This is a genomic window from Actinoplanes aureus (genome assembly GCF_015704865.1).
Taxonomy (GTDB): Bacteria; Actinomycetota; Actinomycetes; order Mycobacteriales; family Micromonosporaceae; genus Actinoplanes; species Actinoplanes aureus.
The window spans coordinates 326,788-352,067 of record NZ_JADQTO010000008.1 but is presented as its reverse complement, the minus strand read 5'-3'; the positions used below and the strand labels follow the sequence as shown (position 1 = coordinate 352,067).

Genomic DNA, 25,280 nt, shown 5'->3' with positions numbered 1-25,280 from the left:
GTCCTCCAACGGACCCGCAGCCGGCGGACACACCGCACGAACCACCCAGCACCCCAACGCTCGACAGAACACCTGCCGAACACAACGCCACACACCACAAGAAGGTTACGAAGACGACAAACTACCGTTAGAAGGCTTCCGTAGTCAGGGTCCCCAAGCAGTGATCTTGCTTGGCCCACGCTCAACGCTGTCTCAACGGCCGCCAGACAGCACCCACGTTGGGCCAAGACCCTGACCGCCGGGGGTGCCTGCTTGCGGTTTGCAGGGCCGGTTGGGGGTTAAGCCCGGCGACGTGCATGGTCCCGGCGGACGCGTTGGGGCAAGGAGCGGGCGGGAGATCGCGCGGGGCCAGCGGGAACGGCGTGAATTCGGCGGGACTGGGTGGCGCGTACCGATAAATCTTTAAAGGGTGGCGCCGAGCCAGGCTCTCACCTGGGCGGACTCGTCGTCGGTCAGGGGGATCGAGGCGGCCTCGGCGCGGTTGAGCACGTTGTCGGCGAACGCCGACGCGATCTCGTCGGCGGCCGGCGGCGGCTGGCGGTAGAGCGGTGCGCCGCCGAACGCGGTGCCGCGGGTGACGAAGGCGATCGCGGCCCGGCTCACGTCGACGCCCTGCGCGGCCAGGCGGTCGCGGGCCCAGCGGGTCGCCTCGGTGAGGTTGAAGTGGTGGCTGGAGGCGTAGTCGGCGAGGGCCTGGTACACCAGCGGCCACATCTCCTGCGGCAGGCGCGGCAGGCTGAGGAGGGCGCTGAGCCGGCTGACCGGCTCCGGGGCCGGTCCGGCCGCGCCGGACGACTCCGGAGGGTCGTGCCGGCCGGCGTCCCAGACGAAGTGGTTGGAGAACTTGGCGTGCGCCAGGCCCAGGCTTTCCAGGGCTCGGACGAAGCCGCCGAAGCCGAACCAGTTGGTCTGGTCCACGCTCGGACCGAGTTGCCGGCGCAGATCGTGCGCGAGCGAGGCCAGGTTGAGCGGGCCGGGAGCGGCGTCGTAACGCCATCGCACCAGGTCGCGGAACTGCTCGTAGGAGACCGGGCCGTCGGACTCGTCGGCGACCGGGGCGTCCTCGTCGCTGTCCACCGGTTCGCCCTGCACCAGTTCGAGCAGTTCCTGACTGGTGATCAGCCGGTCGGCGACCGCGATGAACGCCTCGGCCGCGTCCGACGGGGAGACGATCGTGGTACGCCGGTCGGCGCGGCGCAGCCTTACCAGCAGCGGGGTCATGTCCGAGTCGCCCGAAGCGATCACGAACTCCTCGTAGACCACCGGGTCGGCGAGCGCATCGACCGCGTCGACCACCATCCGGATGTCGGCGGCGTTCTTGGTGTGGGTCAGCCGCGGGCAGTCGATCACCTCGAAGCCGGCGTTGACGAAGAACGGCCGGAACTGCGAGTAGTAGAGCCGCGCCACGCCGGCCGCGGGGTCCGGGTGCGGCACCCAGCCGCCCGGGTTCATGTAGCAGCGGACGATCAACCAGCGGCGGGCACCGTCGACCGTCAACGTCGTGGTCAGGCGGGACAGCCAGGCGGCCGGCTCCTTGGCGAACTGGATCGCCACGTCCGGGTCCTGCTTGATCAATCCGCTGAACACATTGTCGAAGTCGAGGTAGAGCGCGGCGCGTACGCGTGCCATGACCGAAACCTACCGTGCCGGGCCCGGACCGGTGGCCGGGCCCGGCACGGTGATCCCGTTACGGCCGTCGGCCACGCATGCCGGCGACCAGGGCCACACCACCGGCCGCGAGGCCGATCTGCAGGGCCAGTTCGATCCAGTCGACGCCAGGGGTGTCGTCGACGCCGAGCGCGCCGGCGAGGAACGTACCCAGGATCGCGGCGACGACGCCGATCAGCAGGGTGAGCCAGATCGGGATGTTCTGCTTGCCGGGCAGGACCAGCCGGCCCAGTGCTCCGATGATCAGGCCGATGATGATGGCGGTGAAGAAGCCGGTTACTTCCACTGCAGCTCCTCGGGTCCGGGGTGGATGCGCTCACGGAGTTCCCAGATAGGGGCCGGCGGCAAACCGGCTGAGCCGGGATCACGGGCGTGCCCTTCAGCATGACGCGTCCGTGCCATCCGGCCGAATCGCACAATGTGGGTGATCCGGGTCGGTGGTGACGGCGTTGACTCGAGTCGTGCACCTCGCCCAGGTCCTCGACGTCATCGAGGCGCTGGTCGCCGCGAGCGGCCACCCCGAGATCACGGCCGTCGAACGCTACGGCAACGACCTCGTCGCCGGCGGCCCGTCCCCGGCCGGCATCCGCGTGCGGTATCGGACCGGCGCGGAGGCGTACCTCTGGGGCGCGATCTGGCCCGGGGAGAACGCCCTGCCCACGCCGGAACAGCTGCCGCCGCCGTCGCGGCGGGTGGACCGGATCGCGGTCTTCACCGCCTGGCTGCTCGACGCCGCCCGGCCCGCCGGGTTCCGGTCCTGGCAGCTGGTCGCGCTGCCCGAACTCGGCCCGACGGACGAGCGCGGCAAGGTGCCGTCCGGCGTCCGGATCGACTGCGCGGACGGCACGTCCCTACTCCTGCGCGCCACCGCCGCCGGTGGGCCGGAGCAGGACCCCGACGTGGATCCGTACCCGGAGTACCGGGTTCCCGCGTCGCTCGGCGCCTAGGAACCCGACATGGACGCGCCTACGCCGTTGCCGGTGGCCAGGTACGACGTGCCGGGCAGGCCACCGTCCGCGGCGCGCGCACCCTCGGCGACCGAGGCGTCGGTGGACCGGAGCGTCGACTCCGACCAGCCATTCTCCTGCCAGCTGTTGTTGCTGGCCTGAGCGGTCCGGGACAGGCCCTCCTCGCCCTGCTGATTGCCGAGCGCCACGTTGTTGCGGAGCACCGCGGCGGCGGTGGTCATCGCGAACCCGAGGTTGACGTTGCGGAACGCGGTGTTGTTGCCCAGCTCGATCGCGGCGGCGTTGCCCTCGTCGACGAAGCCGTGCCCGTTGTTGCCCCAGGACGCGTTGTGGCGTACCCGGTGGGCGGCGCCGGGGGCCGGACTGCCGCCGCCGACCGCGAAGCCGTTCGCCCCGTTGCCGTACGACCAGTTGTACTGGACCGACACCGGGCTGCCGAAGTCGCCCAGGTTGACCCCGTCGCCGCCGTTGCGGAAGGCCCGGTTGCCGCGCAGCAGGTTCCCGTCGCCGGTGCCGAACTGCACCGCCAGCCCGGAACCCCGGTTGTCGTAGAAGTCGCTGTCCAGCACCTGGTTGCCGGCCGTCCCCGGGTTCCGCAGCATCAGTCCGGAGCCGTTGGCACCGTGCACGGACAGCCGCTGGAAGACGTTGTTCGTGCAGGCCACGCAGGTGTACGCCGCGTTGCGAGCCCCGGCGATCTCCAGGTCGCGCACGGTCCAGTAGGACGACTCGTGGGTGATCGCCCACTTGTCGGCGGGGATGGCCGACGCGTCGATGACGGCCCGCTCGGCACCGAAGCCGCTGAGCACGACGCGCTGTGAGGCGGTCCCGCTTGTGGTGATCGTTATCGGACTGGTCGGCCGGTAGGTGCCGCCGCGCAGGGCGATCGTCTGCCCCGGCTTCACCACGGCGGCCGCCTTGGCCAGGCTGGCGAACGGGCGCTGGCGGCTGCCGTCACCGTCGTCCGAGCCGTTCGGGGCGACGTAGATGTCGGCCGTGCTCACCCCGAGCCCGGCGACCGCTCGTGAGGTCGGGGTGGCCGTGCCGGCCGTGGGGGTGGCGCTCGGTTTCCGGCCGGCGCCCGTGGACGGCTGGATCGCGGCCGGTGCCGAGGTGGGGACCGGGGCGGGCGGCGGGGCCACCGCGATCGGGGTCTCCGGCTGGGCGGGGGTGTGCAGGACCGCGTACGCGAAGCCGCCGCCGGCCGCGACCGTGACCGCGGTGGCCGCCGCCAGGCTCTTGTGCTGCACCAGCGACTGCACGTGGGCGATCAGCGAGGTGCCGCCGGCGATCGCGGCCGGTGCCGTCGCGCCGCCGTGCAGGGCCGACTGGATCCCGGCGAGCAGCGCTGCCGGTACCGGCAGCGCGGCGAGGCCGAGCAGCAACTGCTCCGGCGCGATCAGGCCGCGCTGGTGGACGCGGCACTTCGGGCAGTCGCGGACGTGCCGGGCCAGGCGCTTGCGCCAGACCGAGTCCGTGGTGCCGTCCCAGAACCGCACCACCTCGCCCAGCTCCGGGCAGATCGGCTTGGCCCGCAGCGCCCGGACCACGCTGCGGCTCAGGTCGAGCTGCGCCTTCATCCGCTGCACCCGGACCGCGGCGTGGTTCGGCTTGACGCCCAGCGCGGCGGCCAGCTCGGTACGCGTCAGGTCACCGGACGCCTCCTGCCACCAGAGCGCCAGCAGCCGGCGGTCCGCGTCGTCCAGCCAGCGGCCGGCCTCGGCGAGCTGGCGGCGCTGCTTGGTGACGACCAGCTCGGCCGTGGTGCGCTCGGCGAAGTCACCGACCGGATCCGGCACGTCGACCGGCTCCGGGTGGCGGCGCGACAGCGTCATCTTCCGCGACCGCAGGTGCATCTGGACCCGGCGGTACGCGATCGCGATCAGCCATGAACGAAAACGGTCAGGATCGCGGAGGGAGCCCAGGCCGCGGATGGCCTGCAGCATGGTGTCCTGGACCAGGTCGTCGACGTCCGGGTGACCGTCGAGCGTGCGCCCGATGATGTTGTAGATCAGCGACAGGTGGCCGGTGATCAGCTGGTCCATGGCGCCCGCGCTACCGCCCTGAGCGGCCCGGACCAGGTCCGTCACGTCGTTGACGACCGCAGCCTGACTCTCCGTCACCGTCCCGCTCTCTCCTGAAATCGGCACCCGGTTGACCGGCGAGTATCGATGTTCATGCTGGCCGTTGCTCGGGTGCGTGACCGCTAGCTGCGAGAACGCGCCTCTGGGTGATGATCGAGCCGTATCGTGGCACAGGCCTGGAGGGCTGTAAAGCGCCAGTGGTCACGCTCCCATCGAGAAATTTCCCGGTTTTCTGTTGTCGACCAGGGGGTTCGTGCAACTACAGAAAGCCACGCTGTTGAGGGGAGCCTGCCTTGTCCGATTCTTCGGTGCCCTCTGGTTCGTCGGGCTCGGCTGGATGTCATACCCCCGGCTTAGTCTGCGGGGGTGGTGCGTGACGGGTGGGCAGGTGGTGGCCGATGAGGGCCGAGCCAAGCATCCTGCACGTCGACCTGGACGCGATGTTCGCCGCGGTGGAGCAACGCGACAAGGTGTCGCTGCGCGGCAAGCCGGTCATCGTCGGCGGGGTGGCCGGGCGCGGTGTGGTGGCCACCGCCTCCTACGAGGCGCGCGCCTTCGGTGCCCGCTCGGCGATGCCGATGGCCCAGGCGCGGCGACGCTGCCCGCCGGGCACCGCCTACCTGTCGCCCCGGTTCGCGGCGTACAAGCGGACCAGCGAGGTGGTCATGGCGTTGCTGGCCGAGGTGACACCCCTGGTCGAGCAGGTCAGCATCGACGAGGCCTATCTCGATCTGGCCGCGGCCGGCCACGATCTCAGCCCGCGCGGCGTCACCGAGATCGCCATGCGCCTGAAACGTGAGATCGCCGCCGCGACCGGCGGCATCACCGGGTCGGTCGGTGTGGCCTCGTCCAAGCTCCTCGCCAAGATCGGTTCCGAGCTGCGCAAACCCGACGGCCTCACGGTGGTCCCGGCCGGCGGCGAGCTCGCGGTCCTGCACCCCCTGCCGGTCGGCCGGCTCGGTGGCGTCGGCCCGGCCACCGAGCAGCGCCTGCACCGGTCCGGCGTGCGTACCGTGGGCCAGCTCGCCGAGGTCCCCCTGGAGGACCTGGTCGACTGGTTCGGCACCGCACACGGCGGCGGACTGTTCCGGCTGGCGCGCGCCGACGACGACCGGCCGGTGGTGGGCGAGCGGGAGGCCAAGTCGGTCTCCGCCGAGGAGACCTTCGAGGTGGACCTGACCGATCCGGTGCGGCTCAACCGCGAGCTGGACCTGCTCTCCGCCCGGGTCGCCGGGCGGCTGCGCTCCGGCGGCATCACCGGACGGACCGTCAACATCAAGGTCCGCCACCACGACTTCACCACGGTGACCCGGGCGATCACCCGCGACCAGCCCACCGACGACCCCCGCCTGGTGGCCCAGCTGGCCCGGCGGTTGCTGACCGAGATCGACACCTCCGGCGGGATCCGCCTGCTCGGCGTCGGCGTCTCGACCCTGGCGGACTTCGCGCAGGACGACCTCTTCTCCTCTTTCCCGGAGGGTTTCTGGTCGGCTGTCCCGGCCGGGCCCGCTGAGGACGAGGAGCTCGACCATCCGTTCATGCGCGAGGAGGTGTCGATCGCCGCTTCGGACGGAGAGCCGGGAGGCCCGCCTCACCCGGCGACCAATCCTGGTGGACTCTTAGCGCCGCCGGCCACCGCTCTTGCTGGACGGCCGACTCCGCCAGCCGGCGATTCTGGCGCTCAGCTTGTTCCGGCGGCGCCGGATCTGGCTGGGCGGCCGGCTTCGGGAGCTGTGGATTCTGATGCTGAGCATGTTCCGGCGGCGCCGGATCTGGCTGGCCCGCCGGTTCCGGAAGCTCTGGATCCTGGTGAGCGGCTCGTTCCCGCGGTTGGGCAGGTGGAGGCATTTCCGGCGTGGCGGCCGGGGCAGGACGTGCGGCACGAGGAATACGGCGCGGGCTGGGTGTGGGGAAGCGGCCTGGGGCGGGTCACGGTCCGCTTCGAGGGGCCGCGCACCCCACCCGGACCGGTGCGCACCTTCGCCGCTGACGATCCACTCCTGAGTCCGGCCGACCCGCCAGACTGGAGGGAGTAGTTCCTTCCTGAGACTGGCGCCGGCCGACCCTCCGGCCGGATCGGAGGACTAGCAAGACATGGTTCGCGGTCAAGTTCTGGTAGGTGACCCTTCCAGGTTTGGCCGTTGCGACAGTCGCGCGGTGAGCCCATACGCGACGCCCGGCGCGAACCGGCCCAGCCCGGCCCCCGCCCAGCGCTGCCCAGCCCGGCCCAGCGCGGCGCGGTGCGGCGCGGCACGGCTCGGCCAGCGCGGCCCGGCTCGGCGCAGCGCGACCGGCCCAGCGCGACCCGGCTCGGCCAAGCGCGGCCCAGCGCGACCCGGCCTCGCCCAGCGCGGCCTAGAGCCTTCGCGGTCAGGGTCTTTCCGGCCCAACGTGGGACTGAATCGCGCGGGAGAACGGGGACGGCGTGAATTCGGCGGGACGGGGTGGGGCGTACCTCGCAAGGGTTTAGGAAAAGAGCCGGGCTGCGGCGGCGTCCCACGCGGCTGCCAGGTCGAACGTGTCGGGCTCGCGTAGCCACTGGATCTGGAGGCCGTCCATCAGGGCGACCACCTGGCTGGCCACCGCACGCCCGTCGGCCGGAGCCGGGACCAGGGCGGCGAGGCTGGACAGGATGCGCTGCTGGCGGACGCGGAAGTATTCGTGGGCCGGGTGGTCGGGGGCCAGGGACTCGGCCTCCAGCACGGCGAACAGCCGGACGATCTCGGGCTGGCCGGCGTTGCGCCGGACCAGGGCGGCGCAGACCTGCGGCAGGGTGACCGCGCTCGGCCCTTCGGTCCAGAGTCCGTCCGCGGGGACGCCGAGCTCGCCGGCCAGGGATCGCAGATCGGCCTCGTCGCGGTGTTCGAGGACCGCGACCAGCAGGTTGTCCTTGGAACCGACGTGGTGCAGCAGGCCGGGCACGGTGAGCCCGCAGCCGTCCGCCACGTCCTGCATCGACAGGCCCCAGAAGCCGCGCTCGGCGATCAGTCCGGTGGTCACCTCGAGGATCTGGCGGCGCCGCTCGGCCGCGGGCAGGCGGGCGCGGTCGCGGCGGAAAGGCTGTGCCGTCTTCACAGCGTCTTTCCTACCAGCAACCTCTTGCCTTGGCGGTAGTGCCGTCGCTATGTTGCCAAGTAGTTAATACCTAGTAGGTACTCAGTAAGACTCAGGCCGGCTCGTTGAAAGGAACGTCTCTTCTCATGTCCTCCGAGCTCACCACCGCCGAACAGGCGGCGCTCACCAGCGGCGGCGACTTCTGGCACACGACGCCGGTCGAGCGGGCCGGCATCCCGGCGGTCACCGTGACCGACGGCCCGCACGGCGTACGGATGCAGGCCTCCAGCGGCGACCTGCTCGCCGGCGTCCCCGCGACCTGCTTCCCGCCGGCCGTGGCGAGTGCCTCGACATGGGACCCCGAGCTGCTGCGCCGGATGGGTGAGGCGCTCGGCGACGAGTGCCGCGCCCAGGACGTGGCCGTGCTGCTCGGCCCCGGCGTCAACATCAAGCGCAGCCCGCTGGGCGGCCGCAACTTCGAGTACTTCTCCGAGGACCCGATCCTCACCGGGGTGCTCGCCACCGAGTGGGTGCGCGGCCTGCAGAGCCGGGGCGTCGGCGCGTCGCTGAAGCACTTCGCGGTGAACAGCCAGGAGACCGACCGGATGCGGGTCAGCGCCGACATCGACGAGCGCACGCTGCGCGAGATATACCTGCGCGCCTTCCAGCGGGTGGTCATCAAGTCCCAGCCGTGGACCGTGATGTGCGCCTACAACAAGGTCAACGGGGTGTACGCGAGCGAGCACCACTGGCTGCTCACCGAGGTCCTGCGAGACGAGTGGGGCTTCGAGGGCCTGGTCGTCTCGGACTGGGGCGCGGTGGTGGACCGGGTGAAGTCGGTGGCGGCCGGGCTGGACCTGACCATGCCGGGACCGGACGCCGAGGGCGACGCGGCTCTGGTGGACGCCGTCGACGCCGGACGGCTCGACGCGGCACTGCTGAAGACCAGCGCTGAGCGCGTACGGAAGCTGATCGAGAAGGCCGGGGCGCGCCCGGCCGGCGGGTACGACGCCGAAGCGCACCACGCGCTGGCCCGGGAGATCGCCGGACGGGCGATCGTGCTGTTGAAGAACGACGACGACCTGCTGCCGCTGCCGGCCGACGGCATCACCGTCGGCGTGCTCGGCGAGTTCGCGCGGACCCCGCGCTACCAGGGCGGCGGCAGCTCGCAGATCACGCCGACGCGGCTGGACGACGCGCTCACCGAGATCACCGCGACGGCCACCGGCCCGGTCCGGTTCGCGGCGGGCTACACCGCCGACGGCGACACCGACGAGGCGCTGCTGGCCGAGGCCGTGGAGATCGCGCGGCACTCCGACGTGGCGATCGTCTTCGTCGGCAGCGTGCATGAGACCGAGGGCGCCGACCGTGACTCGCTCGACCTGCCCGCCGCGCAGATCGCGCTGATCGAGCGGGTCGCGGCCGTCAACCCGAGGACGGTCGTGGTGCTCTCCAACGGCGCGGTGATCACCACGAAGCCGTGGGACGAGAAGGTGCCCGCGCTGCTGGAGGGCTGGCTGCTCGGCCAGGCCGGCGGCAGCGCGCTCGCGGACGTGCTGTTCGGCCGGGTCAACCCGTCCGGCCGGCTCGCCGAGACGATCCCGGTCAAGCTCGCCCACCACCCGTCCTACCTGGACTTCCCCGGCGAGCACGGCCACGTCCGGTACGGCGAGGGCCTGCACGTCGGCTACCGGGGCTTCGACGCACAGGACCGGGAGGTGGCCTACCCGTTCGGCTTCGGGCTCTCCTACACCACGTTCTCCTACGGTGCGGCCCGCGCCTCGGTCACCGCGACCGGCGTCGAGATCCGGGTGCGGGTGACCAACACCGGTTCCCGGGACGGCCGCGAGGTGGTGCAGGCGTACGTCTCGCTGCCCGGCTCCCGGGTGCGGCGGGCGCCGCGTGAACTGAAGGCGTTCGCCAACGTCCCGGTCGCCGCAGGCGAGACCGTCGAGGCGGTACTCACCATCGACCGCGACGACCTGGCGTACTGGGACACGCGGCTCGGCCGGTGGCTCGTCGAGGGTGGTGAGTACTTGGTCGCCGTGGGCTCGTCGTCGCGTGACCCGCGCGCCACGGTCACCGTGCACATCGCCGGCGACCCGGCCCGGATACCGCTGACCGCCGAGTCCAGCGTCGGCGAGTGGTTCGCCGACCAGCGCGGCGCCGAGGTGCTCGGCAAGGCGTTCGCGTCAGCGACCGCCGGTGCCGCCAGCGACAGCCCGATCGCGGCGATGACCGCCGACCCGGAGATGCTGATGATGCTGGGCAGCCTGCCGCTGAGCCGGATGGCGAAGTTCCCGGGCAGCCCGTTGCGAGCCGAAGCGCTGGACGGCCTGGTCGCCGACGCGAACAGCTAGTCGGTGACGGGCGGTTCTGGCGCGCGCCGGAACCGCCCCTCAGGTGCGGGTCCGGCTCAGCAGCGCCTGGATCCGCGAGACCAGCTCGCGCGGACTGAACGGCTTGGTCACGTAGTCGTCCGCGCCGGCCCTGAACCCGCCCTCGACGTCCTGTTCCTGCACGCGGGCGGTGAGCATGATGATCAGCATGCCGGCCGTGGTGGGCTCGGCCCGCAGCATGCGGCACACGTCGATGCCCGAGAGCCCCGGCATCGACACGTCCAGCACCGCGAGGTCCGGCCGACGCTCCCGCGCGGTCTCGACGGCGGACTGACCGTCACTGACCGTCACGACCTCCAAGCCCGCCTGTTCCAGCTTGAACGCCACCAGGTCACGGATATCGGCGTCGTCGTCGGCCACCAGGACCGTCGTCACGGCAGCTCCCCCCGGTCCGTCTCACCACTTCATCGGACCTTAGCTCGTTAAATGCGGATATGCGGGTAGGTCCCCCGATGTAGCCGCAACCCAGCGGCAACCGTGCCGCGCCGGTATTGCAGCCGGGAGGCTGTGTGCTGATCAGCAGACAACCACAGTGCTACTGATCGGCTGGGAGGATTCGATGACCGCACTTATCGACGACGTCCGCTGTGAAGCGCTCTTCGTCTCCTACCTCCAACGCTCCCAGGAACCCACCGCGGAACTGATCCGCGAGGCGGTGCACGCCGCGGTCGACCGGCTCGGCGAGTCCGGCTGCGCGGAACTCGTCGCCCAGGAGTTCGGCGAGCACCCGGACTGCGCGATCGGCCGGATGCGCTGGGCCCGGAGCGCGATCCGGCTCGCCTTCGATGTCACGGACGGTCACGCGTACGCATAGGGGTCTGGCGCCTGGCACGCGCCGGGCCGTAAGCTCACCGCCATGCGCGCGAAAATGACCATGTGGTGGCCCGCCTGACCGGCGGCCACACTCCCCGCGCGTAACCAACCACGCGGCCGCCTCGTCGAGGCGGCCGTTTCGCGTGGCCGGACCTCGATCGGCGCCGCCGGACTTTCGAGGAAGTGGACCGCCATGCAACAGCCCTTCGCCCTGCTCCACCGTGACGGCGCCGACCACGTCGAGGTGCTCACCGGTGACGTCGTCACGGTGCGGACGCTCGCCGACATCCCGATCGGCCCGACCCTGGCGCTCATCCCCTACCGGCAGATCGCCGAGCGCGGCTTCGAGTGCGTCGACGACGACGTCCCGCTGGAGTGCCTGCTGGTCCGATCCGTCCGCGAGGAGCCGCTGTCCGCCTTCCCGCCCGGCCCGCTGACGGTGAACGACGGCGGATTCGACCTCTCGGACGACGAGTACGGCACGATCGTCGAGGGCGTGCTGCGCGACGAGATCGGCCACGGGGAGGGCGCCAACTTCGTCATCCACCGGGTCTGGACCGGCACGGTCGACGGCGATCCGGTGGCCGCCGCCCGCGCCGCCTTCGGCCGGCTGCTCACCGGCGAACAGGGCACCTACTGGACCTTCCTGCTGCACACCGGCACCCGCACGCTGGTCGGCGCCACCCCGGAACGGCACGTCAGCGTCACCGACGGGATCACCATGATGAACCCGATCAGCGGCACCTTCCGGCACGGCTCCGGCGATCTGCTGGACTTCCTGCGCGACCCGAAGGAGATCGAGGAGCTGTACATGGTCCTCGACGAGGAGCTCAAGATGATGGCCACCGTCGCGGAGCACGGCGGGCAGGTCGCCGGGCCGTACCTCAAGGAGATGGCCCACCTCACCCACACCGAGTACCTGCTGGCCGGCCGCGGTTCCCTCGACGTGCGCGACGTGCTGCGCGAGACCATGTTCGCGCCCACCGTCACCGGCAGCCCGATCGAGAACGCCTGCCGGGTGATCGCCCGCCACGAACGCCGCGGCCGCCGCTACTACGCCGGCGTGCTCGCCCTGCTCGACCACGACGCGGACGGACGCCAGACCCTCGACGCGCCCATCCTGATCCGCACCGCGGAGATCACTCCCGACGGCACCCTGCGGGTGCCGGTCGGCGCGACGCTGGTCCGGCATTCCACACCGGCGGGCGAGGTGGCCGAGACCCACACCAAGGCCGCCGGCGTGCTGGCCGCGCTCGGCGTCCTGGACACAAAACCCGTCGCGGTACGCGAAACCGCACAGTCACCCGAGATCGAGGCCCTGCTCGCCGCCCGCAACGACGAACTGGCCCGGTTCTGGCTGGACTCTCGCTCGCCGGGCGCGCTGGTGGTCCCCGAGCTCGACGGCCGTACCGCGGTCATCGTCGACGGGGAGGACACCTTCACCGCGATGCTCGCCCACCAGCTGAAGGCGCTCGGCCTCACCGTCACCGTCCAGCCGTGGACCGCTCCGGTGCCCGCCGCCGACCTGGTCGTGGTCGGGCCCGGCCCGGGCGACCCGTCGGACCGCACCGACCCGAAGATGGCGACGTTGCACGCCCTGATCACGTCGTTGCTCGACGCGGGCCGGCCGGTCTTCGCCGTCTGCCTGGGTCAGCAGATCCTCGCCTCGCAGCTCGGCCTGCCGCTGACCCGCCGGGACTCGCCCTATCAGGGCCTGGCCCGCGACGTCGACCTGTTCGGGGCGACCCGCCGGGTCGGCTTCTACTCCAGCTTCGCCGCGGTCTCGTCGCAGCCGGTCGTCGCCACCCCGCGCGGCGAGGTCATCCTGGCCCGCGACGAGTCCGACGGGACCGTGCACGCGCTGCGCGGTACCGGCTTCGCCGGGGTCCAGTTCCACCCGGAGTCGGTGCTGAGCCGCGACGGAGTCGACGTGTTGCGGGATATGTTGCCGCCGCTTCTGTCCGAGGTGGTTAGCCCGGCCATAAGCGGGTAGCGAAATAGTGCCGGTGGTCCAAGGCGATCGAGAGCCTCTCCTTGGGCCACCGGCCCGTTCATCGCTGCGGCAGCAGCCGTTCCTCGTGGTCGAGCTCCCGTTCCAGGACGCGCAGCCCGGCGTCCGGCAGCCGGCCGGCGTCGCGCCAGCGCAGCAGTTCCTCCCGCTGCGCCTCGATGGTGGCGCGGCGGATCCGGAACTCCTCCTCGTAGACGACCGACGACTGCGCGGAGGTGGCGCTGTTGGTGCGCAGCGAGTCCAGCCGGCCCTCGTACCGGCGAAGGCGGTGACTCAGTCGGTCCCGCATCAGCCCGATCAACCGGGCGTCGTTCCCCGATTCCTCCTCGCCCATCTCGTCCAGCCGGACCAGGGCGGCGTGCACCGACGCGGCCCGGGCCTCGTTGCGCAGCCGGGCCTGATCGGACTCGCTCGCGTGCAGGCCCAGCCGCCGGATCAGCCAGCCGAAGGTCAGGCCCTGCCCGAGAAGGGTGACCAGCACCGCCACCAGGGTGCAGAACACCAGCAGGTCCCGCAGCGGGAACGGCGCGCCGTCGGTCGTGGTCAACGGCACGGTGGAGATCGCCGCGAGGCTGATCACGCCACGCGTCCCGGCCCAGCTGAGCGCGGTCACCTCACGACCGGTGAGCGCGTCCGGTCGGCGACCCCGGCCGGACCCGAACCGGGCGGACAGCGCCGACGGCATGGTGTGGGTGAGCAGCAGCCACGCCGGCCGCAGCAACAGGACCACGCCGACGGTGACCGCGACCGCGGGTACGACCGTGGTGACCTCGTAGTCCCGGAGCCCCTCGAGAACCCGCGGCAGCTGCTGGCCGATCAGCAGGAACACCAGTCCTTCCAGCAGGAAGTCGGCGAGGCGCCAGACGGCCCCGGTCTGCAACCGGCTCGCCCCGGACACCCAGCGGGGCGCGTCGTGCCCGACGATCAGGCCGGTCACCACGACCGCCAGAACGCCGGAGACGTGCACGCGCTCGGCGAGCAGGTACGCCGCGTACGGGGTGATCAGCGAGACGGCGTTGGCGGTCAGCGGTTCCCGGGCCAGGTGCCGCAGTGCCCGGACGCCGTACGCGACGACCGCGCCGGCCACGATGCCCCCGACAGCGGAGAGCAGGAACTGGCCGAACGCCGCCGGGGCGGAGAACCCGACGCCGCCGGCCGTGGCGACCGCGACGCTGAGCACGGTGAGCGCCGTGGCGTCGTTGAGCAGGCCCTCGCCCTGGATGAGCGTGACCAGCCGGTGCGGGAGCCCGGACGTGCGCGCGATGCCGAGTGCGGCGACCGGGTCCGGCGGTGCGACCGCCGCGCCGACGGCCACCCCGACGGCCAGGGTGGCCCCGCCCACCAGCCAGGCGAAGCCGGCCCCGATCAGCAGGGCGGTCAGCACGACCAGCCCCACCGACAGGCTGATCACCGTGGCCAGGTTGCGGCGGATGGCCAGCAGCGACGAGTCGAGCGCCGCGCTGTACAGCAGCGGCGGGATCACGAAGGTCAGGACGAACGACGGGTTCAGCGTGATGCTCGGGCCGGGGAGCATGCCGTATCCGATACCGGCAAGGGTCAGCAGGGCAGCGACCGGAAGACCGGTACGGTCCGCGACCCACCGGACCAGCACGACCACCGCGACGGCGGCGACCAGGAAGAGCAGTACGGCCTCGGCATTCACTGCGCGGAAGGCGCCCGGCCGACCCGGTCGAGGTGACGCAACGCCTGCGCGTACGACGCGAAGAGTCCGGTCTCCAGGTAGGGGATCCGGTGGGCGTGGCAATACTCCCGCACGATCCGCTGGGCGTGGCGCAGGTTGCCGCGCGGCATCGACGGGAAGAGGTGGTGCTCGACCTGGTAGTTCAGGCCACCCAGGACGAAGTCGATGGTCCAGTGCCCGCGTACGTTGCGGGAGGTGAGCACCTGCCGGCGCAGGAAGTCCGCCGCCTCGTCGGCGCTCAGCGAGGGCATCCCCTTGTGGTTGGGCGCGAACGCACAACCGAGGTACAGCCCGAACAGCCCCTGATGCACGGCGATGAAGGCCAGCGCCTTGGCCGGCGACATGACCAGGAACAGAATCACGAGGTATCCGGCCACGTGCAAGCCGAGCAGCAGCGCCTCCCGCACTCGCCGTTCGCACCCGCCGGACGCCAGGTGACGCACGCTGGCGGCCCGCAGGTTCACCGCCTCCAGCAGCAGCAGCGGGAAGAAGAACCAGGCCTGGTAGCGGTAAAAGGCCCGCGCGACGCGGCCGCTGCCCAGCGCCTGACCGATCGTGAACGCCAGGGCTCCGGCCTCGATGTCCGGGTCCTTCTCCTCGTCGTTCGGATGCGCGTGGTGCCGGTTGTGCTTGTCGATCCACCAGCCGTAGCTGAAGCCGACGCCGAGGTTCGCCAGCAGCACGCCGAGTGCGCGGTTCGCCCGCCCGGAGGTGAAGATCTGCCGGTGCCCGGCGTCGTGGCCGAAGAAGCCGAGCTGAGTGGAGACCACCGCCATGGCGGCCGCCACCACCAGCTGCCACCACGAGTCACCGATCAGGACCAGGGCGAGCCCGCACGCCGCGGCGAGCGTGCCGAGCAGGGCGCCGTGGGCGGCGTAATAACCCGGACGCCGGCCGAGCAGACCGGCTCGCTTGATCGTCCGGGAGAGTTCGGCGTACGCACTGCCGCGCCCTCCGGCGCCGGTGTACTCGCTCGCTGTCGGGGACGCCTCGGTCGGTTGCATTCGCCACCCCATCGTGATCCGGCAAGACTTCGCCGTGGTCGGAGAGGCGATTGCTCCTCATCGTTCCGCCGGCCGGCACCCACAATGCCGACCTCTATTTTTGCGGGAAAACGGTCGCCAGGTCCCCGCGATCGCGCGTCGCGGAGTCGTACGCCTCCGACGCGAGCGCAGAACCGCAGTTCGCCGCCGGAAGCCGCGAAAAGCGAGCCCCAGCGACCGGATGAGTCCGCCTGGCGACTCGCTCAGGTCCGACCCTACCCGGGACCGGGCCGGAACAACGAGATCGGGACGTGCCACCTACCGAAGGTAGTAAGATCCGCCGCCACCTCGGGTACCCGGCGGAATCCCGGTCCACTTCCTAAGATCGGCGTATGGAAGTCACCTACTACTTCGATCCGGCCTGCCCGTTCACCTGGCGCACCTCGCGTTGGCTCCTCTCGGTCGCTCCGGAACGGGGGCTCACCGTGCGGTGGAGCCCGTTCAGCCTGGCGATCCTCAACGGCGATGACGTACCGGAGCAGTACCGCGCGATGAGTGACGCGTCGAGCCGGGCACTGCGGCTGGTCGCGGCGCTGCGGGCGGACGGGCGGCAGGATGAGATCGCGGCGTTCTACACCGAGCTCGGCAACCGTACGCACGAGGCCGGCGCCTGGATCAGCGACGAGATCGTCAGCGCGGCCGCCGAGGCGGCGGGCACCGAGCGGGCGGCCACCATCCTCGACGACCCGGCCTGGGACGAGGCGGTCCGTGAGTCCCACGAGACCGCCATGGCCCTCGCCGGCCCCGGCATCGGCTCGCCGGTGCTCCAGGTCGCCGGGGCCACCCGCGGACTGCACGGGCCGATCATCAGTGAGGTGCCGCCCCTCGCCGAGTCGCTGCGGATCTGGGACGCCACCGCCACCCTGATCAGCATCGACTCCTTCTTCGAGGTGAAACGCGGCCGCGACTGATCAGCCGTCGACGGCCCGGCGGATGCCGGCCAGCAGCGCACCGATCTCGGCGGGCGCCGCGCCGTCGAGGACGCGGCGCATGATGGCCGATCCCACCACGACCCCGTCGGCGTACGCACACGCCGCGGCCGCCTGCTCGGCGCCGGAGATACCGAAGCCGAGCAGCACCGGCAGGTCGGTGTGCTGTTTCAGTGAGGTCACCAGCTCCCGGCCGGACGAACGCAGCGACGCCTGCTCGCCGGTGGGTGCCATGACGCTCACCGCGTACACGAAACGCTGGCTGCGTTTCGCGATCTCGGCCCGCCGCCGGGCCGGGGTCGACGGGGACGCCAGCAGGACGACGTCCACGCCGTGCTGTTCGGCGGCCAGGCTGACCGGTCCCGCCTCGTCGATCGGCAGGTCCGGCGCGATCAGCCCGGTCACCCCGGCGTCGCGCAGCGCGGCGCAGAACGTCCCGGCGCCGCGGTGCAGCACCAGGTTGGTGTACGCGAACGCGATGAGCGGCACCCCCAGATCGAGCCGCGACACCTCGTCCAGGATCCCGGTGGCGTGCACGCCACGGCACAGCGCCCGGTAGGAGGCCTGCTGGATGACCGGGCCGTCCATGGTCGGGTCGGAGAACGGCAGTCCCACCTCGATGGCGTCGGCGCCGGCGTCCACCGCCGCCCGCAGCAGGTCGGTCCAGTTCTCCGTGACGCCGGCGGTCACATACGGAACGAGCATCTTCATGACAGCTCCATCAGGGTCGCCATGTCCTTGTCGCCACGCCCGGAGACGGTGAGCACCACCGTCGAGCCCTGCGGGATGGTCCCGTCCGCCGCGGCCCGCAGCACCCACGCCACCGCGTGCGCCGACTCGAGGGCGCACAGGATGCCCTCCGACCGGGCCAGCCGGTGTGTCGCGGCCACCACCTCGGCGTCGTCCGCCGTCACGTAAGTGGCCCGGCCGGTCTCCGCCAGGTACGCGTGCTCCGGCCCCACTCCCGGATAGTCCAGTCCGGCCGAGATCGAGTGCGCCTCGACGATCTGCCCGTGCTCGTCCTGGAGCACCTTGGACCGGAACCCGTGCAGCACCCCGGTGCTGCCGGCGCTGATCGCGGCCCCGCCGGCCGCTTCGACGCCGACGAGCCGGGCCCCGGTGTCGAGGAACCCCGCGAAGGTTCCGGCCGCGTTCGATCCGCCGCCGACGCAGGCGACCACGAAATCGGGGGCGGCGCACTGCGCGCGGGCTTCGTCGCCGATCACCCGCTGCAGCTCGCGGACCATCCACGGGTACGGATGCGGCCCCAGCGCCGAGCCGAGGCAGTAGTAGGAGTCGTCGACCACGGTGACCCAGTACCGGAAGGCCTCGCTCGTCGCGTCCTTGAGGGTGCGGCTGCCCGCGGTCACCGGGATCACCTCGGCGCCGAGCATCTTCATCCGGAAGACGTTCAGCTGCTGGCGCTCGATGTCCCGCTCCCCCATGAAGACGGTGACGTCCAGGCCGAGCAGGGCGCCCGCCGTGGCGGTGGCGACGCCGTGCTGGCCGGCACCGGTCTCGGCGATCAGCCGGCGCTTGCCCATCCGCCGGGCCAGCAGCGCCTGCCCCAGCACATTGTTGATCTTGTGGGATCCGGTGTGGGTCAGGTCCTCGCGCTTGAGCAGCAGGTTGATGCCGAGCTCGGCGGAGAGCCGCATGGCCGGGGTGAGCGGCGTGGGCCGCCCGACGTAGACCGAGAGGAGATGATCCAGTTCGGCGCGGAACACCGGATCGGCCCAGGCCTCGGTGAACGCCCGTTCCACCTCGTCGCACGCCGGGACGAGCGACTCCGGGACGAAACGTCCGCCGTACTCCCCGAATCTGCCGAGTCCCGCCGGACGGCGGGACTCGGCGCGCACCAATTGGTCCACGACAGCCCCCAAGAGTTCTAGAACAGTGAGCTAGTTATAGCACAGTTCTAGAACTGTTCGCCCGTGCAGGTGATCGTGGTTTACGGCGGCCATCCGGGCGGGTATGCGCCCGGCGTCACCGACTCTCGCCCGGAGGGCACCTTGTCCGAGCCGCACGTCACCCTTGACCCGCAGTCGCTCAATCCCGTGGAGGAGAAACTGCGCGGTCCGCTGGAGGATCAGTTGAGCTCCGCGCTGCAGGCCGCCACCGTCAAAATCAAACAGAGGTACGCCGGGGAAAGCGTCGACCAGGTCACCACGATGCTGCTCGACCAGGCCAAGGCGGGACTGCACCCGGACATCGCCGAGGGCTTCCATCCCGACCACCAGCAGCTACGCCACGTGGCCGAGGCGATCGTGGACCGGGCTTCCTAAGACGCGCCGAGTGGGGTGTTGTGCCACCGGCGGGTGGACAGCACGATGCGATATCCGTCCGGGTCGGCGACCGTGACGCCCCACTGATCCCAGTACGGCCCCTGCGACACGCGCCGGCCGCCGGCCTTCTCCAGCCGCTCCAGCAGCTCCTCCGGCACCGGCCCGTCCAGGTAGAGCACGAGCAGATCCTGCTCGGACGGCGTCGGCTCCGGTCCGGCCACCAGCTCCAGGTGCCAGGCCGCACCGGCCCGGCCGACCATCAGGAGATCGTGCTCGCCGGGCCCGCCGGCCGTGGCCCGGTACAGCACGTCCAGCCCCAGCCCGCCGACGTAGAACCGCTCGGCCGCCACCAGATCCCGGCTCGGTCGTGCCAGCCGCAGGTGCGTGGACGCTTCGATCCCCGTCATAGCCGCACTCTACGCCGCGTGATCATCCGCAACCCGGTGCCGCCTACCTTTTCGGAGCTGTTACCTTCGATCGGTGATTGTTGATCCCTTCGCCAAGGGTGGGCTGCACCAGGCGGAGGCGATCCTCAAGGCGCACGGGGTCGACGCGTACTTCCGGTCGACGGCCACGCGCACCGGCGACTCGCACGCCGTCATCGACGGCCGCACGGTGATGCTGGCCGGCTCCAACGACTATCTCGGCCTGTCCACCCATCCCGCGGTGGTCGAGGCCGCGGTGACCGCGACCCGGCGGCTCGGCACCTCGGTCGGCGGTTCTCGCGCGCTCACCGGCACCCTTGACCTGCACGGCGAGCTGGAGGAGCGGCTGGCCACCTTCCTCGGCCAGGAAGCCGCGGTGGTGACCACCACCGGGTTCCAGGCCAACCTCGCCCTGTCCGCGCTGCTCGGCCGTTCCGACGTCGCCTTCCTCGACGCGCGTGTGCACGCCTCACTCATCGAGGCGGCCCGGCTCGGCTGGGGCCGGGTCCGCCGCTACCGCCACCTCGACGTGGCTCACCTGCGTGAACTGCTGGCGGCCGCGCCGGCCGGATCCGGCCGGCTGGTCGTCACCGACGGCATGTTCTCGATGGACGGTGACGTCGCCGACCTGCGCGCGCTCCGGGAGGCCGCCGACGAGTACGGCGCGAAGCTCGTCGTGGACGCCGCGCACGACATGGGAGTGCTGGGCAGCCGGGGTGCGGGTCTGGCCGAGCACTGTGGTGTCGAGGACCGCGTCGATCTGATCACCGGCACCTTCTCCAAGGCGTTCGGGTCGATCGGCGGTGTCCTGGCCGGGCCGGCGAGCAACGTGCGCTACCTGCGCTACAACGCTCGTCCGATCCTCTTCTCGGCCGCACTGCCGCCCGCGTCGGCCGCCGCCGCGCTCGCCGCCCTCACGGTCATCGAGACCGAGCCCGAACGCCGCACCCGCACGCTGGACCTCGCCGAGGGTCTGCACAACGGGCTGCGCGCGCTCGGCTTCGACACCCGGCCGTCGGCAACGCCGATCGTGCCGGTCCGCTTCCCGGACCTGGCGGCGGCCGGCGCGTTCTGGGCCGGACTCTTCCGGGCCGGCGTCTTCACCAACCTGGTGGCCGCGCCGGCCATCCCGGCCGGCGCCATGCTGCGGCTGACCCTGACCGCCAACCACGACGAGACCCACCTGGCCACGGTGCTGGAGGCCGTCGAGGCGGTGGGGCGCCGGCTGGGCGTGCCGCGCCGACCGGACCTGCCGCCGGTCAGCCTCGCCCGCGGGGACGGCGCTCGTCGTGCAGGTCGAAGATGAGGTCGACGACGAGTGCGGTCCAGCCGGTCTGGTGCCAGGCGCCGAGGCCCGCGCCGTTGTCGCCGTGGAAGTATTCCGGGAAGACCACCAGGTCCTTCCAGTCCGGATGGTTCTGGAACAGCTCGGTCGCGCCGTAGATCGGGCGCCGGCCGTCCTCGTCCGGCAGGAACAGCGCGATCAGCCGGCGGGACAGGTCGTCGGCGATCTCGGTGAGCCCGGCCTTGCGCTGTGACCCGGTCGGGTACTCCGCTTTCAGGTCCTCGCCGTAGAACTCGGCGAACTCGCGCAACGCCTGGACGAGCAGGAAGTTGACCGGCATCCACACCGGACCGCGCCAGTTGGAGTTGCCGCCGAACAGGCCGCTGGTGCTCTCCGCGGGCTCGTACCCGACGGTGAAGTCGGAGCCGCCCAGCGAGACCGTGAACGGCTTCTCCAGATGGGCCCGGGAAAGGGTGCGCAGCCCGTACGGGGAAAGGAACTCCTCCGGATCGAGCAAGCGGGCCAGAACGCGCAGCAGCTGATCCTGGCCGACCATCGACAGCAGGCGCTGCTGGCGCCGGTCGGCGCCGCCCAGGCGCCGGGCGCTGATCACGTCGCCGAACTCACCCTGATGGTGCAGCATCCAGCGGACCCGCGAGTTGATCTCGGGCAGCCGGTTGAGGGTCTCCGAAGTGAGGCGGGTGGTGGCGGCGAGCGGCAGCAGACCGACGATCGAGCGCGCCTTGAGCGGCACCTTGTGGCCGTCCGGCAGGCGCAGCACGTCGTAGAAGAAGCTGTCCTCCTCGTCCCACAGGCCCTGCCGGTAGGCGGCCTCGGCGATGTAGGTGAAGTGCTCGAAGAACTTGGTGGCCATGTCCTCGTAGGCCCGGTCGTGCAGCGCCAGGATGATCGCCATGTCGAGCAGGTTCAGCGCGTACATGGCCATCCAGCCGGTGCCGTCGGACTGCTCCAGGACACCGGCGACGGGCAGGGCGGCGGACCGGTCGAACGGTCCGACGTTGTCCAGGCCGAGGAAGCCGCCCTCGAAGACGTTGTTGCCGCCGACGTCTTTGCGGTTGACCCACCAGGTGAAGTTGAGCAGCAGCTTGTGCATGACCCGGGAGAGGAAGTCGTAGTCGCGGGAGCCGTCGATCTCGAAGACCCGCAGCGCGGCCCAGGCGTGCACCGGCGGGTTCACGTCGCTAAACGACCACTCGTACGCCGGGATCTGCCCGTTGGGGTGCATGTACCACTCGCGCAGCAGCAGAATCAGCTGGGACTTGGCGAAGCCCGGGTCGACCCGGGCGATGCTGACGCAGTGGAAGGCCAGGTCCCACGCGGCGTACCAGGGGTACTCCCACGGATCCGGCATGCTGATCACGTCGAAGCTGTTCATGTGCCGCCAGCCGTTGTTGCGCCCGTAGCGCCGGCCCGGTGGCGGCGGCGAGTTGCCCGGGTCGCCGGTAAGCCACTGCTTCACGTCGAAGTGGTAGAACTGCTTGCCCCACATCAGCCCGGCGATCGCCTGCCGGGCCACCGAGGCCTCCTCGGCCGACGCGCCCGCCGGGATCACCTCGGCGAAGAACTCGTCGGCTTCGGCCTGCCGGTCCCGCATCACCGCGGCCCAGCCGTCGCCCAGGTCCGCCGGGGGCAGCGGCCGGTCCGACTGGGTGAGGCGCAGCCGCACCGTACGCGTCTGTCCCGGTAACAGGGTGAGCCGGTAGTGCAGCGCCCCCTTCGTGCCGACCCCACCCGGGTTGATCGTCGGCATGTCGTGGATCAGATGGTCGTTGATCCCGTCCTTCGGGTACGAGCTGCGCCCCGGCAGTCCCCACAGCCGCTGCGCGTTCGTCTCGTTGTCGCACATCAGCGCGGGCGGACTGCCCTCCCCGGTGAGGGTGAGGTGCCCGAGCGAACGCTGCACGGCGGCGAGCCGGCCCGGCGTGCCCTTGATCGCCGGCGCCTGCCGGTTCGGCAGCCCCCACGACCAGGTGTTGCGAAACCAGAGGGTGGGCAGCACGTCCAGGGAGGCGGTGTCCGGCCCCCGGTTGGAGACGGTGATCGCGATGCACACGTCCGTCGGTGACGCCTTGGCGTAGTCGACGGTGACCGCCCAGAACCGGTCCCGGTCGAAGATGCCGGTGTCGACCAGTTCGTACTCACCCTCGTTGCGAGAGCGCTGCCCGTTGACCCGGACCAGCTGGTCGTACGGGAAATCGTCCTGCGGGTAGTGGTAGCGCCACCGCATCCACGAGTGGGTGGGCGTGGAGTCCTGGTACCACCAGTACTCCTTGGCGTCCTCGCCGTGGTTGCCGCCGTCACCGCCGAGGCCGAACATCCGCTCCTTGAGGATCGGGTCCTTGCCGTTCCACAGGGCGAGCGCGAAGCAGAAGGTCTGCCGGTCGTCGCAGAGGCCGGCCATGCCGTCCTCGTTCCACCGGTACGCCCGGGACCGCGCGTGGTCATGCGGGAAGTAGTCCCACGCCGTGCCGTGTTCGCTGTAGTCCTCCCGGACCGTCCCCCAGGCCCGTTCCGCGAGGTACGGACCCCACGCGCGCCACGGCTCCGCACCGGAATCGGCCCGTGCCAGGCGTACGCGCTCCGACACGTCCGTTCTCTCCCCCACGACCCGATATCCCCCACAACCCGCTTTTCGACCCGGAGTCGATCACACTGAGACTGTCACGCAGCTGTGTCAAGTGAGGTCGATTCCCGCAGTGAACCTTTCCACGGTCCGCCCGATCGCCTTCGGCCCACAGCTGTGCGCCCGCCTCACTGAGGGCGCCACCCGCGAATGGCTGGTACCTGACGGTACCGGGGGCTATGCCATGGGCACCGTGTGCGGGCTGCGCACCCGCCGCTACCACGGACTTCTCGTCGTGGCCGGGCGCACCCCGGCCGCCCGGCACCTCGGACTGGCCGCACTGGACCCGGTGCTGACCCTGCCCTCCGGTGCGCAGGTGCGGCTCGGCGTACACCAGTGGGCGGACGGCGCGATCGCGCCGCTGGGCCATCGGCTGCTGGCGAGCTTCGCGCTGATCGACGGCGTGCCGCGCTGGCGCTGGCGGATCGGCGGAACGGTGATCGAGCGGGAGATCGCGATGGTCGCCGGCCGGCCCGCCGTCGGGGTGGTGCACCGGCTGCTCGCCGGCGGCCCGGTCACGATCGCCCTGGAAGCGCTCTGCACCTGGCGCGACGCACACGGTGAGCGCACGGCGGACGGCCCGCCACCCGCGGTGACCGGCACGGCGGACGGGTGCGAGGTGGAGGGCGCCTACCGGCTGGCCGGCCCGGGCTTCGCCGCGGCCGGCGAGTGGTACCGCGGGGTGCGATACCGGGCGGAGGCGGAGCGCGGCCTGCCGCCGACCGAGGATCTCTGGTACGCCGGAAGCTTCTCCGCCGCCCTGACCCGTCCCGGGGACATGATCGAGGTATCCGCCTGGGCCGGCGAGCCGGACCACCGACCGGCACCGGCCGCGCGGGTCGTCGACGCCGCCCGCACCCGCAACCGGGCGGTGGTCGCCGCGGCGTCCCCGGCCGACCAGACGCAGGCCGCGCTGGCCCTGGCCGCCGACGCCTTCGTGGTCCGCACCGCGGCCGGCCCGGACGTGGTCGCCGGCTACCCGTGGTTCGGCGCCTGGTCCCGGGACACCATGATCAGTTACTCGGGGCTCTTCCTCGCCACCGGCCGCGCCGACCTGGGCCGGGAGTTGCTGCGCGGCTACGCCGGCACGCTCTCCCGCGGCATGCTGGCGAACACGGCGGACACCGGCGGCGTCGAGTACAACACCGTCGACGGCACGCTCTGGTTCCTGCACGCGGTCGGCCGGCACGTGGCCGCCACCGGCGACCACGACCTGGCCGCCGAACTGCTCCCCGCCCTGCGCGAGGTGATCACCCATCACCTGGCCGGCACCCGGTACGGCATCGTCGCGGACCCGGCCGACGGGCTGCTCACCCAGGGCTCCCCCGGTGAGGCGCTGACCTGGATGGACGCCCGGGTCGACGGGGTGCCGGTGACCGCCCGGGCCGGCAAGCCGGTCGAGGTGAACGCGCTCTGGATCAACGGGCTGGCCACGGTCGCCGAGCTCGGTGACGAGACGGCCGGGAAAGCCCTGGCCGCCGCGCGGGAGGGGTTCGCCCGCCGCTTCCCCACCCGGGACGGGCTGCTGCACGACGTCGTCGATGGCCCGGACGACTCCCTTCTCCGGCCCAATCAGTTGCTGGCCTGGTCGCTGCCGTACGCCCCGCTCGCCCCCGACCGCGAGGTGCTGAAACGGATCGGTGCGCACCTGCTGACCCCGCTCGGGCCGCGCAGCCTGGCGCCCGGCGCACCCGGATACCACGGGACGCATCGCGGCGGGCCGGCGGAACGTGACAGCGCGTACCACACCGGCACCGTCTGGCCCTGGCTCACCGGCCCGTACGCCGACGCCTGGCACCGCCTCGGTGAGACCGCCACCGACGTGCTCGCCGACATCGAGGGGCACCTGGGCGAGCACGGCCTCGGATCGATCTCCGAGACCGCGTACGGCGACGCGCCGCACGACGCCACCGGCTGCCCCTTCCAGGCCTGGTCGGTGGCGGAGAACCTGCGCGTCCGCCGACTGTGAC

General features: G+C 71.5%; 20 protein-coding genes. 9 read left to right on the top strand and 11 right to left on the bottom strand.

Annotated elements, in window-relative coordinates:
• Positions 1 to 402: 402 nt before the first annotated feature.
• A complete protein-coding gene (locus I4J89_RS19885; RefSeq protein WP_196415471.1) occupies positions 403 to 1,629 on the bottom strand; it encodes an NYN domain-containing protein in 1,227 nt (408 codons plus the stop codon).
• A 58-nt stretch (positions 1,630 to 1,687) separates the two neighbouring features.
• Positions 1,688 to 1,954, bottom strand: a complete 267-nt coding sequence (locus I4J89_RS19880) for a GlsB/YeaQ/YmgE family stress response membrane protein (RefSeq protein WP_196415470.1) — start codon at positions 1,952 to 1,954, stop codon at positions 1,688 to 1,690.
• A gap of 163 nt (positions 1,955 to 2,117) precedes the next feature.
• Here I4J89_RS19880 and I4J89_RS19875 point away from each other — a divergent pair, with 163 nt between their 5' ends.
• Positions 2,118 to 2,615: a hypothetical protein gene (locus I4J89_RS19875; protein ID WP_230859201.1), complete on the top strand. Its 498-nt coding sequence runs from the start codon at positions 2,118 to 2,120 to the stop codon at positions 2,613 to 2,615.
• On the opposite strand, the gene I4J89_RS19870 is transcribed toward I4J89_RS19875, so the two are convergent.
• Entirely contained in the window at positions 2,612 to 4,759 is a 2,148-nt protein-coding gene (locus I4J89_RS19870; protein WP_309238380.1) for a sigma-70 family RNA polymerase sigma factor, read from the bottom strand. The genes I4J89_RS19875 and I4J89_RS19870 overlap by 4 nt on opposite strands.
• Positions 4,760 to 5,118: 359 nt before the next feature.
• On the opposite strand from I4J89_RS19870, the gene I4J89_RS19865 reads away from it, so the two are divergent.
• Entirely contained in the window at positions 5,119 to 6,756 is a 1,638-nt protein-coding gene (locus I4J89_RS19865; protein WP_196415469.1) for a DNA polymerase IV, read from the top strand.
• A 430-nt stretch (positions 6,757 to 7,186) separates the two neighbouring features.
• On the opposite strand, the gene I4J89_RS19860 is transcribed toward I4J89_RS19865, so the two are convergent.
• On the bottom strand, positions 7,187 to 7,795 hold the full coding sequence (locus I4J89_RS19860; protein WP_196415468.1) for a TetR/AcrR family transcriptional regulator: 609 nt from the start codon (positions 7,793 to 7,795) through the stop codon (positions 7,187 to 7,189).
• 125 nt (positions 7,796 to 7,920) lie between these two features.
• On the opposite strand from I4J89_RS19860, the gene I4J89_RS19855 reads away from it, so the two are divergent.
• A complete protein-coding gene (locus I4J89_RS19855; protein ID WP_196415467.1) occupies positions 7,921 to 10,134 on the top strand; it encodes a glycoside hydrolase family 3 C-terminal domain-containing protein in 2,214 nt (737 codons plus the stop codon).
• A 39-nt stretch (positions 10,135 to 10,173) separates the two neighbouring features.
• Here the strand turns inward: I4J89_RS19855 and I4J89_RS19850 are convergent, their stop codons facing one another.
• Positions 10,174 to 10,548, bottom strand: coding sequence for a response regulator transcription factor (locus I4J89_RS19850; protein WP_196415466.1), 375 nt, complete (start codon positions 10,546 to 10,548; stop codon positions 10,174 to 10,176).
• Positions 10,549 to 10,732: 184 nt separating this feature from the next.
• Here I4J89_RS19850 and I4J89_RS19845 point away from each other — a divergent pair, with 184 nt between their 5' ends.
• Positions 10,733 to 10,987 carry a hypothetical protein gene (locus I4J89_RS19845; RefSeq protein WP_196415465.1) on the top strand — a complete coding sequence of 85 codons (255 nt, stop codon included), beginning with the start codon at positions 10,733 to 10,735 and terminating at the stop codon, positions 10,985 to 10,987.
• 192 nt (positions 10,988 to 11,179) lie between these two features.
• Positions 11,180 to 12,979 (top strand): anthranilate synthase family protein, encoded by a 1,800-nt coding sequence (locus I4J89_RS19840; protein ID WP_196415464.1) that lies wholly within the window; start codon positions 11,180 to 11,182, stop codon positions 12,977 to 12,979.
• Between the two features lie 58 nt (positions 12,980 to 13,037).
• On the opposite strand, the gene I4J89_RS19835 is transcribed toward I4J89_RS19840, so the two are convergent.
• The gene (locus tag I4J89_RS19835) at positions 13,038 to 14,660 is read right to left on the bottom strand and encodes a Na+/H+ antiporter (RefSeq protein ID WP_196415463.1); all 1,623 of its coding nucleotides are present in this window, start codon (positions 14,658 to 14,660) and stop codon (positions 13,038 to 13,040) included.
• The gene (locus tag I4J89_RS19830) at positions 14,657 to 15,703 is read right to left on the bottom strand and encodes a fatty acid desaturase family protein (protein WP_196415462.1); all 1,047 of its coding nucleotides are present in this window, start codon (positions 15,701 to 15,703) and stop codon (positions 14,657 to 14,659) included. Before I4J89_RS19830 ends, I4J89_RS19835 begins: the two co-directional genes overlap by 4 nt.
• A 371-nt stretch (positions 15,704 to 16,074) precedes the next feature.
• On the opposite strand from I4J89_RS19830, the gene I4J89_RS19825 reads away from it, so the two are divergent.
• Positions 16,075 to 16,653 carry a DsbA family oxidoreductase gene (locus I4J89_RS19825; RefSeq protein ID WP_196415461.1) on the top strand — a complete coding sequence of 193 codons (579 nt, stop codon included), beginning with the start codon at positions 16,075 to 16,077 and terminating at the stop codon, positions 16,651 to 16,653.
• Here the strand turns inward: I4J89_RS19825 and trpA are convergent, their stop codons facing one another.
• Both trpA and trpB read right to left on the bottom strand, forming a co-directional pair.
• Positions 16,654 to 17,382 carry a tryptophan synthase subunit alpha gene (trpA, locus tag I4J89_RS19820; protein ID WP_196415460.1) on the bottom strand — a complete coding sequence of 243 codons (729 nt, stop codon included), beginning with the start codon at positions 17,380 to 17,382 and terminating at the stop codon, positions 16,654 to 16,656.
• The gene (gene trpB / locus I4J89_RS19815) at positions 17,379 to 18,542 is read right to left on the bottom strand and encodes a tryptophan synthase subunit beta (protein ID WP_309238379.1); all 1,164 of its coding nucleotides are present in this window, start codon (positions 18,540 to 18,542) and stop codon (positions 17,379 to 17,381) included. The genes trpA and trpB overlap by 4 nt, the downstream gene beginning before the upstream one ends.
• Positions 18,543 to 18,683: 141 nt before the next feature.
• On the opposite strand from trpB, the gene I4J89_RS19810 reads away from it, so the two are divergent.
• Positions 18,684 to 18,956, top strand: coding sequence for a hypothetical protein (locus tag I4J89_RS19810; RefSeq protein WP_196415501.1), 273 nt, complete (start codon positions 18,684 to 18,686; stop codon positions 18,954 to 18,956).
• Here the strand turns inward: I4J89_RS19810 and I4J89_RS19805 are convergent.
• Positions 18,953 to 19,363 (bottom strand): VOC family protein, encoded by a 411-nt coding sequence (locus tag I4J89_RS19805; RefSeq protein WP_196415459.1) that lies wholly within the window; start codon positions 19,361 to 19,363, stop codon positions 18,953 to 18,955. The genes I4J89_RS19810 and I4J89_RS19805 overlap by 4 nt on opposite strands.
• A 73-nt stretch (positions 19,364 to 19,436) precedes the next feature.
• Here I4J89_RS19805 and I4J89_RS19800 point away from each other — a divergent pair, with 73 nt between their 5' ends.
• The gene (locus tag I4J89_RS19800) at positions 19,437 to 20,687 is read left to right on the top strand and encodes an aminotransferase class I/II-fold pyridoxal phosphate-dependent enzyme (protein WP_196415458.1); all 1,251 of its coding nucleotides are present in this window, start codon (positions 19,437 to 19,439) and stop codon (positions 20,685 to 20,687) included.
• On the opposite strand, the gene I4J89_RS19795 is transcribed toward I4J89_RS19800, so the two are convergent.
• Positions 20,641 to 23,292, bottom strand: coding sequence for an MGH1-like glycoside hydrolase domain-containing protein (locus tag I4J89_RS19795; protein ID WP_309238378.1), 2,652 nt, complete (start codon positions 23,290 to 23,292; stop codon positions 20,641 to 20,643). The two genes, I4J89_RS19800 and I4J89_RS19795, sit on opposite strands and share 47 nt — an antisense overlap.
• Positions 23,293 to 23,383: 91 nt before the next feature.
• Here I4J89_RS19795 and I4J89_RS19790 point away from each other — a divergent pair, with 91 nt between their 5' ends.
• The gene (locus I4J89_RS19790) at positions 23,384 to 25,279 is read left to right on the top strand and encodes an amylo-alpha-1,6-glucosidase (RefSeq protein WP_196415457.1); all 1,896 of its coding nucleotides are present in this window, start codon (positions 23,384 to 23,386) and stop codon (positions 25,277 to 25,279) included.
• Position 25,280: the final 1 nt, after the last annotated feature.